This is a genomic window from Micromonospora yasonensis, from assembly GCF_026013475.1.
Taxonomy (GTDB): Bacteria; Actinomycetota; Actinomycetes; order Mycobacteriales; family Micromonosporaceae; genus Micromonospora; species Micromonospora yasonensis.
The window spans coordinates 1-14,864 of the sequence record NZ_JAPDPH010000024.1 but is presented as its reverse complement, the minus strand read 5'-3'; the positions used below and the strand labels follow the sequence as shown (position 1 = coordinate 14,864).

Genomic DNA, 14,864 nt, shown 5'->3' with positions numbered 1-14,864 from the left:
AACCTTCGGCGAGACGGGCCTCGGTCGCAGCCCGACTGAGGTGCCGACGATTCGCTTACATGTTCCATCCTCCCCGTGGCAGCCCTGGGCCGGCACGCCAGCCAACTGGGCGATCGCAGGATATGGGTTGATCAGCGGTGCCGCCAGAGCCGGCAAGACATTTCACCGTCGTCCTTACCGACGGCGCGAGTGTCTTGGACGGGGGGCGGCGGACCCGTTCCGAGCCTCCACGGCAGCTACCCGCCGGGGCGGAACTGGCCCGCACCCGACCCCAGGCTGGCCGTGAACGACCGGCAGGCGTGATAGTCCGGCAGGAGCCCCGACTCGCGGGCCTGAGTCAGGCTCGGCGCGGCCGCGTCCCGGGCCGACAGCAGCGGCGTCTCGGCCGGCCAGTCGATCGCCAACTCGGGGTCGAGGGGGTGCACCGTGTGCTCGCCGGTCGGGTTGTAGGTCGCGGAGCAGAGGTAGCTCAGGGTGGCGTCGTCGGTCAGGGCACAGAAGCCGTGCCCCAGCCCCTCGCTGAGGTAGACAGCGCGTCGGTCGACCTCGTCGAGGCGGACGGTCTCCCACTGGCCGAAGGTCGGCGAGCCGACCCGGATGTCCACGATCACGTCGAGCACGGCTCCGCGTACGCACGTCACGTACTTGGCCTGGCCAGGTGGGACGTCGGCGAAGTGGATGCCACGGACCACTCCCTGGGAGGAGACCGAGAGGTTGCCCTGGGCGAGCCGGAGCGGGTGCCCGACCGCCTCGGCGAGTCGGTCGAAGCGGTACCACTCCATGAACAACCCGCGGGGGTCGCCGTGCTGCTGCGGGGCGATCTCCCAGGCGCCCTCGATGCTCAGCGGCCGGATTTTCACCGGCCACCGCCTTGCGGCTGCTCGGCGAGCAGGCCGAGCAGGTAGGTGCCGTATCCGCTCTTGGTCAGCGGGTGGGCCAGCGCCCGCAGCTGTTCGTCGTCGATCAGGCCGGCTCGCCAGGCGACCTCCTCGACGCAGCCGATCTTCATGCCCTGGCGTTCCTCGATGACCCGGACGAATTCGGCGGCCTGCATCATCGAGGTGAAGGTGCCGGTGTCCAGCCAGGCGGTGCCCCGGTCGAGCACCGTCACGGAGAGCTCCCCCCACTCGCGGTAGGTCTCGTTGACCGCGGTGATCTCGAGCTCGCCCCGGGCGCTGGGGGTGAGCTTGCGGGCGATGTCGACCACCCGGTTGTCGTAGAAGTAGAGGCCGGGCACGGCGTACCGGGACTTCGGCCGGGTCGGCTTCTCCTCGATCGACAGCACGCGCCCGGCCGCGTCGAAGTCGACCACCCCGTACTCCTCAGGGTTGGCCACCGGGTACGCGAAGACCCGGCCGCCGACCGGTTCGCCGTGGCTGGCGAGCTGCCGGCCGAGGCCGACGCCATGGAAGATGTTGTCGCCGAGGACCAGCGCGACCGCCTCGTCGCCGATGAAGTCCGCGCCCAGCTGGAACGCCTGCGCGATCCCCTCCGGCCGTTCCTGCGCGACGTACTCCAGCCGCAGCCCCCACTGGCTGCCGTCACCGAGCAGGCGCCGGAACTGGTCCTGATCCTCCGGCGTCGTGATGATCAGGATCTCCCGTACCCCCGCCATGACGAGCGTGGAGAGCGGGTAGTAGACCATCGGCTTGTCGAACACCGGCATGAGCTGCTTGGAGACGGCCCGGGTGATCGGCCAGAGTCGGGAGCCGGTGCCGCCGGCGAGAAGGATTCCGCGCACCCGCGGAGACTACCCGCACCAGGCACCGGCCGCGGTCCCGGTCGCAGTCCCCGGCTGTCCTGCTGATTCGCGTAGACTCCTCGACCCGTGAGGATCCTCGTCACCGGCGGAGCCGGATTCATCGGGTCGGAGTACGTCCGGATGCTGCTGGGCGTGCCTGGCGGTGGCGCTGCCGGCGTTCCGGCCGTCGAGCCTGCCGTGGTGACGGTGCTGGACAAGCTCACCTACTCCGGCAACCTGAACAACCTCGCCCCGGTGCGCGAGGATCCGCGCCTGCGCTTCGTACGGGGTGACATCTGCGACCAGACGCTGGTCGACGAGGTCGTGGCAGGCCACGACGTGATCGTCCACTTCGCGGCGGAATCCCACGTGGACCGCTCCATCGCCGGTGCCGCCCCGTTCGTGACCACGAACGTGCTCGGCACCCAGACCCTGCTCGACGCCGCGCTGCGGCACGGCGCGCACCGGTTCGTGCACGTCTCCACCGACGAGGTGTACGGCTCCATCGACGAGGGCTCCTGGACGGAGACCTGGCCGCTGTCGCCGAACTCGCCGTACTCGGCCTCGAAGGCCGGCTCCGACCTGCTGGCCCTGGCCTACCACCGGACCCACGGGATGGACGTGGTGGTCACCCGCTGCTCCAACAACTACGGGCCGTACCAGTTTCCGGAGAAGGTCATCCCCCTGTTCGTCACCAACCTGCTCGACGGTGACACCGTGCCGCTCTACGGCGACGGCGGCAACGTCCGCGACTGGTTGCACGTACACGACCACTGCCGGGGCATCGCGCTGGTCCAGGAGAAGGGCCGCGCGGGCGAGGTCTACAACATCGGCGGCGGCACCGAGCTGACCAACAGGGAACTCACCGCCCGGCTGCTGGAGGCCTGTGGCGCCGGCTGGGACCGGGTCGTCCCGGTCGCCGACCGCAAGGGTCACGACCGCCGCTACTCGCTGGACATCAGCAAGATCAGCGCCGAGCTGGGGTACGCGCCGAGCATCGACCTCGACAGCGGCCTGGCACAGACGGTGCGCTGGTACCGGGACAACCGGGGCTGGTGGGAGCCGCTGAAGGCGACCGGCGCTTCGACCGACGCCGCATGAGTCGGCTGCTCGTCACCGGCGCGGCCGGCATGCTGGGGCGGGACGTGCTGGCCGTCCTCCGCTCCCGGGACGACCTGTCGGTCACCGCCACCACCCGCGCCGACCTCGACATCACCGACCCGGACGCCGTGCGGGACGCCGTCGCCGGACACGACGTCGTGATCAACACCGCGGCGTGGACCGACGTCGACGGGGCCGAGGCACAGGAGCGGGCCGCCACGGCGGTCAACGGCGAGGCGGTGGCGAACCTCGCCCGCGGCTGCGCCGTGGCCGGGGCCCGCATGATCCACATCTCCACCGACTACGTCTTCAAGGGTGACGCCACGGCGCCGTACCCGGAGGATGCCGCGACCTGTCCGATCAACGCGTACGGGCGCAGCAAGCTCACCGGCGAGCTCGCCGTCACCCGGCTTCTCCCGGAGACGGGCTATGTCGTGCGCACCGCCTGGCTCTACGGCGCGCACGGACCCAACTTCGTCGCGACCATGCTGCGGCTGGCCGGGGAACGCGAGCGGCTCGACGTGGTGACCGACTGCGGATGGGCGCTGCGGATCGCCGCCGGGTCTCGCCGGACAGTTTCGGCGAACACCCCCATGCCGACCGACGGGGTCGTGGCCCGATCGAACCCCTCGATCCGGGCGATGTGACGGGCCACCTCGGCCGGCGTCAGCCCCCTGGTCGCCGCCTGGAAGGCGGGGCTGGACGTGGAGTTGTCGGCGGTCTGCGCCGGTACCACGACCGCGGCCCGCCCGACCACCCGCCGCAGCGCCGCCAGCACCGTCGCCGCGCCGCCGACCACCGGACCCACCGCACGCATCGACGCGTGCACCAGCACGCTGCGGCCGCCGGCGACCCCCACCGCCGCGAGCTGCTCGCTCAGCGACTCGACCGTGGCCGGCACCGCCGTCATCGCCGTCAGCTCGCCAACGCCTCGGCGATGCGGCCGACGAACCGCTCGCCGGCCGGGGTCAGCGCGCCTGAGCCCAGCAGCGCGTCGGCGGCGTCGGCGGTCCAGGCCCGGTACTGCTGGTGGCGCTCGTGCGCCACGCTGTCGGCGCCCGCCCGCCGCGCCCGCTGCCGCCAGATGTCGGTGATCGCCAGATGCGCGTACGTGCCCTGCAGCACGCCCTCGATCGGGCGGGGGTCGTTGCGCCAGCCGACGCTCAGGCGCCCGGTGTGTTCCGGGGTGAAGAGGTCGCAGAGGTCGAGCAGCGCGCCCAGCACGCTGTGCTGGAACTCGTGCACGATCATGACCGCGGTGGCGGGACCGTCCGCGCGGGCGAGACCGACCGACGCGAACGCCTGGCGCGCCGTGGAGCTGCGCATCGTCCCGGTCGGATCGTCCACCAGCGGCACCACCGCCCGCAGCCCGGCCCGCACGCCGGCCGCCTGGTGGGGCACGTCGGCTTCGATGGCCGCCCAGGCGCGGGCCACGGCCTCGCCCCACGCGGCGAACTCCGGTGCGCTCACCCGCTCGGCCGCCTTCCAGTCGTGGCAGTCCCGGAAGGGGTCGAGATCCTCGAACAGGATCGTCGTCCCGCCGAACGCGAGCCGTCGGCTGGCCTGCCAGCGGGCCCCCACCACCTGCGGGTCGCGGGCGGGATCGCCGTCGAAGACCAGCCGCGCCCGCTCCGCGCCGTGGCGGATGGTCCAGCTCTCCGGCGTCACGGTCAGGGTCGCGGTGCCGGTGGCCGGGTTCGGCAGCGCCACCGCACCGACCGAGGGCAGGTGGATCACGCCGACCCGCACCGGGACCTCGATCTGGGCGCGGACACCGGCCCGTACGGCGGCCGCGGCGGCGACGCAGGACAGGTGGGAGCCCGCGCCACGGTCGACCCCGGCGTGTCGCAACGCGTCGACGGCCCAGACCCGGACGTACGGGTGGCGAAGCGCGGCGTCGACCGCCTCGGGCGCCTCCTGGTCCAGCCGGGCCAGCAGCTCCCAGCCGGCCCTGGTGGACGCCGGACCGCTGTCGGCGACCGCGACGAGCAGCGCTCGGGTGATCGCCAGCTGGGAGTCGGCGAGAAACCGTACGGCGTGCGCGTCGGTGTGGCCGGAGCCGATCCGGTCCAGCAGGCCGTCGGGCAGGTCCGCACCGTCCCCGTCGACCGGCACGGGTGCCGGCTCGGCGGTCATCCGCGCGTTGAGCGACACGATCAGCTCCTTCAGGTCGGCGCAGTACGCCGACGGGTTGTCGAAGCCGCTGCCCTCGCGGTAGCGGTGCGCGAAGAGCCCCCCGCCGCACTGGCGCACGACCGGGCAGGCGCGGCACTCGGCCGCGAGTCCGTCCAGCCCGGTCTGCCGGCGGGCGATGCCGGGCAGGACCGACACCTCGTCCACGCTGTGGGTGAACACGCTCAGCCCGGTGGCCGGCGCGCCGGCGTACGCGGTCTTCAGCGAGTCGACCTGCTCCCACGTGCCGTCGGTCTCGACGACCACGAGATCGGCCGGGTCGAGACCGACCCACTCGTTGCCACTGTGCCCACCCGTGGCGGTGGACCGCAGCGAGTCGAACAGCCGGATCGACATGGGCCGGCCGTCCGCCGTCCAGCGGTCGTGGACGGCCAGCAGCCACTGCGCGTACGGCGTGGGTCGCCCGTCGGGTCGGCGCGGCGGCTGTGCCCAGGTGGCGTGCGGCAGCAGCAGGTCGATCCGCGGCGGCTCCTCGGCCCGCAACGCCTCGTACACGGCGATCGGGTCGTTGGCGAGGTCGATCGTGCAGAGGATGCCCGCGAACTGGCGCCGGTACGCCTCCCGGCGCAGCATCCCGAGCCCGCGCCGGACCTGTGCGTGGCTGCTACCGCCGTGGGCGAACCGGCGGTGCCGGTCGTTGGCCGCGCGGTCTCCGTCCAGTGAGATGCCGACCTGGACGTCGTACTCCACGAAGAGGTCGCAGTATTCCTCGGACAGTCGCACGCCGTTGGACTGCATGCGTAGGTCCAGCCGGCTGGCGGGTTCGATCCGCCCGCGCAGCGCCTGAAGGACCTCCCGCATCCGCCGCGGACCGAGCAGCAGTGGTTCGCCGCCGTGCAGCACCACGCTGACCGCCGTCAGGCGGTGCGCCGTCGCGTGGTCGGCGATCCGCCCGGCGGCCGCCTCCACCGTGGCGAGATCCATGAACAGGGGACGGTCGCGCCAGCTCTGGTCGGCGTGCTCGTAGACGTAGCAGTGGTCGCAGGCGAGATCGCAGCGGCTGTGGACCTTCAACACGTACTGGCTGATGGGCCACGGCCGCGGCGACCCGGCGGTGGTCACGGCGGACCCGCGCTCACGCGGCGGATCCGAACCGGGCCACCTCCACGGTGCCCGGAGCCGCGTCGCGGTGGCGCATGACCTTCCTGACGATGTCCGCCGCCTGGTCGACCGGGATCTGGTGCAGCGGCGTACGCCGCACCTCGCCGAGCGATTCGGTCATGGTGGCCCGCTGCGCCTCAACGATCTTCACGAGCTCGCTCTTTCTATTGCGGGGATGCCCTGGCGACCCGGCGATCAGGCGGCGGCCCGGTGGGCACCCCGGGAATCGGGGGCTGGCACTGTGTGGGATGGTGTGAGGGTCGTAGCCGGCGGCCACATCGATGGACGGCCCGGCCCTCCACACCTCAGCATGGTCCGAGGATGTGGAGGACAACAGTATCCATTCGGCCTAAAGTTCGCATCACCCCAGGGCGGCTGACCGATATTGGTCACCACAGGGACTCGGGGTCCAGCGGCCGCAGTCGGTCGAGCAGTTCGCGGCCGGACCTGCTGAGCGTGGCGGAGTGTTCGAACGCCTCGAGTGCCTCCCGGGCCTCGACCATGGCCCGTTCCATGCCCGCCCGGTCGGCGAGTCGGCTGAACAGCTGCAACGACCACGCCAGTTCCTCGGCGAGCTCGACGCTGCCCGGTTCCCTGGCCCGCAGGTTCCGGCGAAAGTGCACCGCCGCGCTGAGCAGCGTCTCGGCGTTGACCGTGACCTCGTCCGGCGCGGCGTTGAGCGCAATCCTGCCCAGGCGCTCGTAGCAGGACGCGACGTCCCGCGCGAACCGGATGCTGTCGGGCTCGCCGGCGAGCAGCCGCTCGGCCCGGGTGCGGCCGAGCCGATAGAACCGCTCCGCCTCCCGGACATCCCCGCGCCGAGCCGCGAGCTCGCCCAGGTTGATGTGGAAGAACAAGCCGTCGCGGGCGAAGGTGGCGTTGCGCGGCTCGGCCGCGAGCAGGTCCTCGGCGACGAGCAGCCCGAGTTGGTAGAGCCGCTCGGCCTCGTCGAGCTGCCCCTTGCTGACCGCGAGGTCGCCCAGTCCGCCGTAGGAGACCAACAGGTCGTGGGAGAAGTCGGTGTTGCGCGGCTGCGAGGCCCGCAGCCGCTGCCGGATCCCCAGCGCCAGCTCGTACCGTTGCTTCGCCTCGTCGTACCGCGCGGCCTCGACGGCGAGGTCGCCCAGGCGGTCGTAGGAGTTCGACAGGTCACGGGCGAAGGTGGTGTTGTCCGGTTCGTCGGCCCACAGCTTCTCCCGGATGCGGTGCCCCTGCTCGTAGAGCTGCCGTGCCTCACCCGACCGCCGCGCCTCCAGCGCGAGATCGCCGAGCACGTCGTAGGAGATGGAGAGGTCACGAGCGAACGTCGTGTTGGTCGGATCCTCCTCGCACAGCCGTTCACGGATCGCCAGCACCTGCCGGTACAGGACCTCCGCCCGCCTGTTGTCGCCCGACTCGCGGATGAGCTCGGCCAACCGGTCCTGCGAGACCGCGAAGTCACGGGCGAAGGTGCTGTCCTCCGGGTGCAGCTCGACCAGCCGCTCACGGATCGCCAGGCCCTTCTCGTACAGCCCGCGGGCGCGCTCGGGCTGCCCGAGCCAGAGGGCCAGCTGACCCAGCTTGTTGTAGGAGATGGAGAGCTCACGCGCGAACCGGTCGTCCTCCGGATGGGCCCAGGAGAGCCGTTCGCGAATGACGAGACCGCGCGTGTACAGCGCCTCGGCCCGCTCGCTCTGGCCGGAGCGTCGCGCCAGGTCGCCGATCCGGTTGTACGACACGGACAGTTCCAACATCTCGACGTCGCTGGCCGATGCCGCCCGGGCGAGATCCTCCATTCTCGCCTCGACCTCGCCGCCGAACAGCCGCTGCAGGCCGATGGCGAGGTCCAGATTCCCGGGCCGCTCCGCGGTGCCGCTGGCGCGCCCCTCCGCCCGGTCGACCAGCTGTCGATGGCGGTCGAACAGCGCGGTCGCCACACAGCCCGCGGCGGCGTTGTCGGTAACGGCCAGCCGGGCCAGCAGGTCGAGGCTGCGGGCGACCTGGGCGTCGTCGTCCTGTTCGAGCACCGCCCCGAGCAGTTCCCTGCCGCCGTCGCCCTGGCCGGCGAGAACCTCGGCCACCAACGTCTCTCCCAACAGGTCGGGTCGGACCGGGTTGATGTGCAGGGGGCCGGCGTAGAGCCCCGAGAGCCAAGCCACGGTTTCCCTCCGCAGCGCCGCCGCCGCGTCGCCGCGCAGCTCCGGGAGCACCCGCAGCAGGGCGTCGGCCTGGTGGTCGTTCTCGGCACCGGCGAGGGTGGCCAGCGCGACCGCGGCCCGGCGCGACCGCTCGGGCAGCGCGTCCGGCGCCCGGCCGTTCCAGTGCCGCGCCTCGTGGTCGAGCGCCCGGTCGACCGGCGGCCGGTCGCTGGCGGCCAGGCTGCCCGACAGCGCGCGGTCGAACGCCTCGAGCAACACCTCCAGCGGCACCTCGTACTGCCGGCCGGTGAGGTCCGGCGCCGGCACCGGTTGGGTCGGCTCGTCGCCCAGCCAGGCGCGTCGGAACGCCCGGAAGGCGGCGTCGTAGAGTTCGCTCCGCTCGTCCGCCGAGATGCCCCGGATGGCGATCGGGTCGCCGCTGCTGTTCAAGATCCTCCGCAGTGCCGGCCCCGCGCCCTTGCCGATCTCGCGCAGGACGTCCCCGCTGCTCAACCCATATCCGGCGACGGTGCGGGTGAGCAGGACCACCCGTACGGGCGCGAGCTGTGTGGCGTTCGCGCGAAGCTTGTCGAGCAGCGCGCGCAGCGTGTCGACCGCGATCGCCTCGACGTAGTCGATGACGATCAGACGCGGCAGCGGCAGGCCGGCGACGTCCTGCACGGCGGCGTGCAGCGCGGTCAGTTCGGTCCACCGCACGACGAGCCAGTCCCGCTCGGCCATCACCCGGCACAGTTCGATCGCGTGGCGCGTCTTTCCGGCGCCGCCGACGCCGGCGAAGCGCCACACCTCCATCGCCGTGGGCTGCTCGCACCAGCGCACGGCGTGTCTGAGGTCCTCGTCCCGAAGGCGGTACGGCACCACGCGCGAGTCGGCGAGCAGCATCTCGGCCGGCAGCGAGCCGGGCACCCGCTCGAAGCCGTCCCAGTCCGGCCACAGTTCCTCGGGGACGGTCACCGGGACCACGGCATGCCAGGTCCGTCGGTCGGCCAGCACCGCCTCGGTCCCCTGCCGCACCAGGCCGCGCCCGTAGGAGACCAACTCCTCGGGCACGCCGGGCACCTCGCCGAGCAGGGCGGAGATCGGTGCCGCCCAGCCACCCAGGTCGCCGCTCCGGTCCCGGGTTCCGGTCATCACCCCCACCACGGCACGTCGCGTCGGGCACAGCAGCGGCGCGCCCGACAGGCCCGGGGCCGCCTGGCCCAACTTGAGCCGGAAGAACCCGTCGCCGTCGACGCCTTCGAAGGTGAACCGGGCGGGGGCGCCGTACGACGGCGCGTTGCGCTCCCGGGGCGGAAAGCCGTAGGCGTGGCAGTCGTCCCCGAGTGGCTCGCCCTTCGCGGCCCACACGCAGGGGTGGCGGTCCACCCAGGGTTGGGTGTCGTGCAGCCGCAGCAGGGCCAGGTCCGGGAAGGGCCACAGCGTGGTGCCGTCCGGCGGGTCGGAGCACGCGACCACCTCGGCCTGCACCGCCACGTCGCCGACGTCGCCGGCCGCGGGCGTCACACCGACCAGCTCGCGGAAGGTCCCCCGGCCCTGGTCGAACACGACGTGAGCCGCGGTCACCACCCAGCCGGGCGCGATGAAGAAGCCACTCCCCAGCAACTCGCCGGCGACACCGTCCACCCGCACCACGTGTCGGCGCAGTTGGAGGGAGGCGACACCGGTGCCGCTCGCCGGATGACCCGCGTTGGTCACGAACCGCCTTTCCAGACCAGGGTGATCTTGAGGGTCGCGGACCCGTCGCCGGCGACGATCAGGCCGGTGAGCGGCCCACCCTTGGCGGTCAGCGACAGCCCGAACTCGACGGTCGCCTCCGCCGGCTTCACCTGCTCCCAGACCTGGGCCAGCTCACCGGCGACCGCCTGGACCGTGTCGCGGACCCCGTCGAAGGAGAGCAGCCTCCCGGTGCCGACGGTCTCCGGGCCGCCCTCGTCCGCCAGTTCCACGAAGAACTCCACGTCACCGGCGCTCACCGGCTCTACCCGTACCCGCCGAGGGTGATCAGGCTGCATGACGACACTCCCCGATCAACGAAATCGACTCACGTTGAATGGTCGCACGCGCAACGGTGCCATCGACACCTCGAAGTCCACAATCGACCGGGGGCCGTGACCGACGCAGCGAGCGGTCGAAATTTGTTAGGAAGCTTGCCTTACGAAAAGATGCCCGCTACGTTGACTGCTAGCGACAAGGATCGATGCGCGGTGAGCGTGACAGTCCGCTTCCTGCGGATCGTTAGCCTCCGGAGGCAGCCATGACGATCGGCGGCGTACCTCTGCTCCTCACCACCGTGATGCTCGCCGTTACCAGCGGCTTGAGCGGCGCTGCCGCTTCCGACGTCCAGCAGGAGGCCACCAGCGCGTCGCTGGCGTCCGTCCTGCCGGCGCCGGTCGTCGCGACGGCGACGCAAGGGGTGACCTACCGGATCACCACGACGACGACGATCTACGCCCAGGCCGGTTCGGCCGCGGCGGCGGACATCGCCGGCCAGCTCGCCGCCATCCTGCGCCCCTCGACCGGCTATCCCGTGCCGATCGCCGCCGCGCCGAGCAGCGGACCGGCCGACGGCATCTCCCTGCTGCTGTCCGGGGCGCCGACGGAGGTCGGCGACGAGGGCTACCAACTGGACGTCACGGACGCGTCGATCGTCGTGCGCGCCAACCAGCCGGCCGGCCTCTTCGCCGGTGTCCAGACGCTGCGCCAGCTACTGCCCCCGGCGGTCGAGAGCGCGAGCGTGCAGCCCGGGCCGTGGGAGGTGGCCGGCGGGCAGATCGTCGACCATCCCCGCTTCGCCCACCGGGGGGCCATGCTCGACGTCGCGCGGCATTTCCTGCCGGTGTCCGTGGTCAAGCGGTACATCGACGAGATCGCGCTCTACAAACTGAACCGGCTGCACCTGCACCTCTCCGACGACCAGGGGTGGCGGATCGCCGTCAACAGCTGGCCCAACCTCGCGATCTACGGCGGAAGCACCGAGGTGGGCGGCGGCACGGGCGGGTACTACACCCAGGACGAATACCGGCAGATCGTCGCGTACGCCGCCGTCCGGTACATCACGATCGTGCCCGAGATCGACATGCCCGGTCACACGAACGCGGCGCTCGCCTCGTACGCGGAACTCAACTGTGACAACGTGGCGCCGAAGCTCTACACCGGCACGAAGGTCGGGTTCAGCTCGCTGTGTGTGAGCAAGGAGATCACCTACACCTTCCTCGACCAGGTGCTGGGCGAGATCGCCGCGCTGACCCCCGGGCCCTACCTGCACATCGGCGGGGACGAGGCCAGCTCCACCACCGCGTCGGACTACACCACCTTCATGAACCGGGCGCAGCAGATCGTGGCGGCGCACGGCAAGACCGTGGTCGGCTGGCACGACATCGTCAACGCCCCGGTCCTGCCGTCGACCGTCGCCCAGTTCTGGGGGACCACCACGTCCAATGCCGCGGTGACGGCGGCGGCGCAGAACGGCACCAAGGTCGTGATGTCGCCGGCGAATCACACCTATCTCGACATGAAGTACAACTCCCGCACCCGACTCGGTCAGCATTGGGCCGGATACATCGATGTCCAGGACGCGTACGGCTGGGACCCGGGGGCGTATCTGGCGGGCGTCGGCGAAACGTCCGTGCTCGGGGTCGAGGCGCCGCTGTGGACCGAGACGATCGAGACGCTCGCGGACGTGGAATACATGGCCTTCCCGCGCCTGCCCGCGATCGCCGAGCTGGGCTGGTCCCCGATGAGCACCCACGACTGGGCGTCGTTCAACCAACGGCTGGGTGCCCAGGGGCCGCGCTGGCACGTCATGGGGATCAACTACTACCACTCCACCCAGGTGTCCTGGCCAACCGGCTCCTAGGCGTCGCATCGAGCGGCGCACCGCTTTCCTTCGATCGGATCGAGGAGGCCACCCATGTCACCGCCCGTTGCCATCCGCCCTGCCCGTCGCCCGCGCCGATCCGTCGCGGTACTGCTGCTGGCGCTCGCCCTGGTGGCCGGCGTCGGCGCGGTCGGCGTGCCGACCGCGAGCGCCGCCACCGTCGGCTCGACCGAGCTGTCGTCGGGCTGGGCGTTGCGATCAGCCACCAGCGTCACGGACCCCGGCACGGCCATCTCCCAGGTCGGCTACAGCACCGCCGGCTGGAATCCCGTGTCGCTTCCGTCGACCGTCCTGGCCGGGCTCGTCGCCGACAACGTCTACCAGAACATCTACTTCGGCCAGAATCTGCAGTCGGTGCCGGACCTGACCGGCCAGAACTGGTGGTTCCGAGGGCAGTTCACCGCCTCGGCCGCCACCGCGGACCAGGCGTACTGGCTGCGCTTCAAGGGGATCAGCTACCGGGCCCAGATCTGGCTCAACGGCACCCAACTCGACGCCAACGCCGTCGGCACCATGGTCGTGCACGAGTACAACGTGACGAACCTGATCAGGCCCGGCGCGCTCAACGCGCTCGCGATCCTGGTCACCCCGCCCGCGCACGACTGCAAGGACCTCTCCTTCTGCACCGTCGACTGGAACCCGGAGGCGCCCGACATGAACGCCGGGCTCTGGGGCAGAACTCTGCTGGACACGACCGGGCCGGTCGCGTTGCGCGATCCGTACGTCAGGACGGTGCTGCCGCTGCCGGCGACCAACGCGGCTGACCTGACCGTCTACGTCGACGCCGTCAATGCCACAAACGCCCCGGTCACCACGACGGTCAGCGCCACCGTGACCAAGGCCGGTTACCCCACCATCTCGGTCAACCAGGCGGTCACCCTGGCCGCCAACGAACGCCGCGAGGTCACCTTCGACCCGGCCGCCTATCCACAGTTGCACGTGGCCAACCCCGCCCTGTGGTGGCCCTACCAGTTCGGCAGCCCGGAGCTCTACCAGCTCGCCACCTCGGCGACCGTGGCCGGCGCCACCTCCGACACCAAGTCGATCAACTTCGGCGTCCGCCAGTTCACCGACTACCGGACCACCGTCAACGGCACCTCGTTCGTCGGCTACCGGGTCAACGGGCAGAACATCTTCTTCCGCGGCGGCGGCTACGTCTGGGACATGCTGCAGCGCTGGGACACCAAAACCAACGCCACGCACGTCCAGTACGTCAAGGACATGGGCCTCAACACCATCCGGCTGGAAGGCACCCTGGGCAACGAGGAACTCTACGACCTGGCCGACCGGGCCGGCATCATGATCATGCCCGGCTTCGTCTGCTGCAGCGCCTGGGAGAACGACAACACCTGGACGGCCGAGCAGGAGCAGGTGGCCAACGCGTCCCTGGAGAGCCAGCTGCGGGCGCTGCGCGCCCACGCCAGCCCGTTCATGTGGAACTACGGCAGCGACCAGCCGCCGACCGCCGCGCACCTGACCGCGTACAAGAACATCGCCACCCGGCTGCACTGGCAGAACCCGACGGTCGACAACGTGGCGACCTGGTCGAACGCCAATGCCGGCCTGAAGATGGACGGCCCGTACAAGTGGGAGCCGCCGCTGCTGTGGTGGGACAGCCCCGCCCAGTCGGGCAGCGCGTTCGGTACCACCGGCGAGGAGGGCACGGAAGCCCCGCCGCCGCTGGAGAGCCTGCAGAAGTTCATCCCCGCCACCGAGCTGTGGCCGATCGGGACCACCTGGAACTACCACGCCGGCAAGCCGCGTAGCGTGTTCGACAACATCCAGGTCTACACCGACGGCGTGAACAAGCGCTACGGCACCACCGGCAGCGCCGAGGACTACTCCCGCAAGTCGGAGTTGCAGAACTACGAGAACACCAGGTCGTTCTTCGAGGCCTGGAACTCGCACCAGTACAGCCAGTCGTTCGGGGTCATCTTCTGGATGCTCAACAACGCCTGGCCGGCGGTGCACTGGAACCTCTACGACTACTACTTCAAGCCCGGCGGCGGCTACTTCGGCAGCAAGAAGGCCAACGAGCCGATCCACATCGCCTACGACTACAAGACCAGGAACGTGTACGTCGTCAATTCCACCCTGGGCGGACGGACCGGCCTGACCGCCACCGCGACGGTGTACAACATCCCGAACCTGACCCAGGCCTACACGACGACGGTGCCGGTCACCGCGGCCGCCAACGCGTCCAGTCAGGTCCTCACCCTCCCGGCAGTGTCCGGCCTGTCCGCGACGTACTTCATCCGGCTGCAGCTCAAGGACTCGGCGGGCGCGGTGGTCAGCAACAACCTCTACTGGTACTCCACCCAGCCGGACGCGCTGGGGAACAAGAAGAACTGGTACATGACGGCGGTCAAGACGTACGCCAACCTGACCGGGCTCAACAGCCTGCCGTCGAACCCCAACCTGGCGACCAGCGTGACCCGGACCGCCTCGGGTGGGCAGGAGACCGCCACCGTCACGCTGACCAACAACAGCCCGACGAACATCGCGTTCTTCCTGCGACCGGAGATCACGGCCGGCAACGGCGGCAACGAGGTGTTGCCGGTGAACTACACCGACAACTACGTCTCCCTGTGGCCGGGTGAGTCGACCACGATCACGGCGACCTACCAGACCAGCGACCTCGGCGGCCAGGCGCCGTACCTGCGGATCCGCGGCTACAACGTACCGACCACATCGATCCCGTTGGCGTGACAAC

The 14,864-nt window shown here is 70.8% G+C and carries 10 protein-coding genes and 1 pseudogene; 4 read left to right on the top strand and 7 right to left on the bottom strand.

Annotated elements, in window-relative coordinates; all coding sequences use genetic code 11:
- Positions 1-236: 236 nt before the first annotated feature.
- Positions 237-860 (bottom strand): dTDP-4-dehydrorhamnose 3,5-epimerase, encoded by a 624-nt coding sequence (gene rfbC, locus ONA70_RS07965; RefSeq protein ID WP_265005693.1) that lies wholly within the window; start codon positions 858-860, stop codon positions 237-239.
- Positions 857-1,741 (bottom strand): glucose-1-phosphate thymidylyltransferase RfbA, encoded by an 885-nt coding sequence (gene rfbA, locus ONA70_RS07960; protein ID WP_265005692.1) that lies wholly within the window; start codon positions 1,739-1,741, stop codon positions 857-859. The genes rfbC and rfbA overlap by 4 nt, the downstream gene beginning before the upstream one ends.
- Before the next feature lie 87 nt (positions 1,742-1,828).
- On the opposite strand from rfbA, the gene rfbB reads away from it, so the two are divergent.
- Together rfbB and ONA70_RS07950 are read left to right on the top strand one after the other, a co-directional pair.
- Positions 1,829-2,842 (top strand): dTDP-glucose 4,6-dehydratase, encoded by a 1,014-nt coding sequence (gene rfbB, locus ONA70_RS07955; RefSeq protein WP_265005691.1) that lies wholly within the window; start codon positions 1,829-1,831, stop codon positions 2,840-2,842.
- Positions 2,839-3,375: pseudogene (locus ONA70_RS07950) on the top strand (SDR family oxidoreductase); the annotation flags it as partial. The gene rfbB and the pseudogene ONA70_RS07950, both read left to right, overlap by 4 nt.
- On the opposite strand, the gene ONA70_RS36890 reads toward ONA70_RS07950, so the two are convergent.
- From ONA70_RS36890 to ONA70_RS07930, 5 genes are all read right to left on the bottom strand, one after another.
- Positions 3,294-3,659, bottom strand: coding sequence for an AAC(3) family N-acetyltransferase (locus tag ONA70_RS36890; protein ID WP_406601166.1), 366 nt, complete (start codon positions 3,657-3,659; stop codon positions 3,294-3,296). The pseudogene ONA70_RS07950 and the gene ONA70_RS36890 sit on opposite strands and share 82 nt — an antisense overlap.
- 98 nt (positions 3,660-3,757) lie before the next feature.
- Positions 3,758-6,052, bottom strand: coding sequence for an FxsB family cyclophane-forming radical SAM/SPASM peptide maturase (locus ONA70_RS07945; RefSeq protein ID WP_265005690.1), 2,295 nt, complete (start codon positions 6,050-6,052; stop codon positions 3,758-3,760).
- Between the two features lie 58 nt (positions 6,053-6,110).
- Entirely contained in the window at positions 6,111-6,287 is a 177-nt protein-coding gene (locus ONA70_RS07940; protein WP_265005689.1) for a hypothetical protein, read from the bottom strand.
- Positions 6,288-6,525: 238 nt separating this feature from the next.
- Positions 6,526-9,969: a tetratricopeptide repeat protein gene (locus tag ONA70_RS07935; protein ID WP_265005688.1), complete on the bottom strand. Its 3,444-nt coding sequence runs from the start codon at positions 9,967-9,969 to the stop codon at positions 6,526-6,528.
- Positions 9,966-10,286, bottom strand: a complete 321-nt coding sequence (locus ONA70_RS07930; RefSeq protein ID WP_265005687.1) for a CU044_2847 family protein — start codon at positions 10,284-10,286, stop codon at positions 9,966-9,968. Before ONA70_RS07930 ends, ONA70_RS07935 begins: the two co-directional genes overlap by 4 nt.
- Before the next feature lie 242 nt (positions 10,287-10,528).
- Between ONA70_RS07930 and ONA70_RS07925 the strand changes: the two genes are divergently transcribed.
- The gene (locus ONA70_RS07925) at positions 10,529-12,130 is read left to right on the top strand and encodes a family 20 glycosylhydrolase (protein WP_319956419.1); all 1,602 of its coding nucleotides are present in this window, start codon (positions 10,529-10,531) and stop codon (positions 12,128-12,130) included.
- 54 nt (positions 12,131-12,184) lie between these two features.
- Positions 12,185-14,860 carry a glycoside hydrolase family 2 protein gene (locus ONA70_RS07920; protein ID WP_265005686.1) on the top strand — a complete coding sequence of 892 codons (2,676 nt, stop codon included), beginning with the start codon at positions 12,185-12,187 and terminating at the stop codon, positions 14,858-14,860.
- Positions 14,861-14,864: the final 4 nt, after the last annotated feature.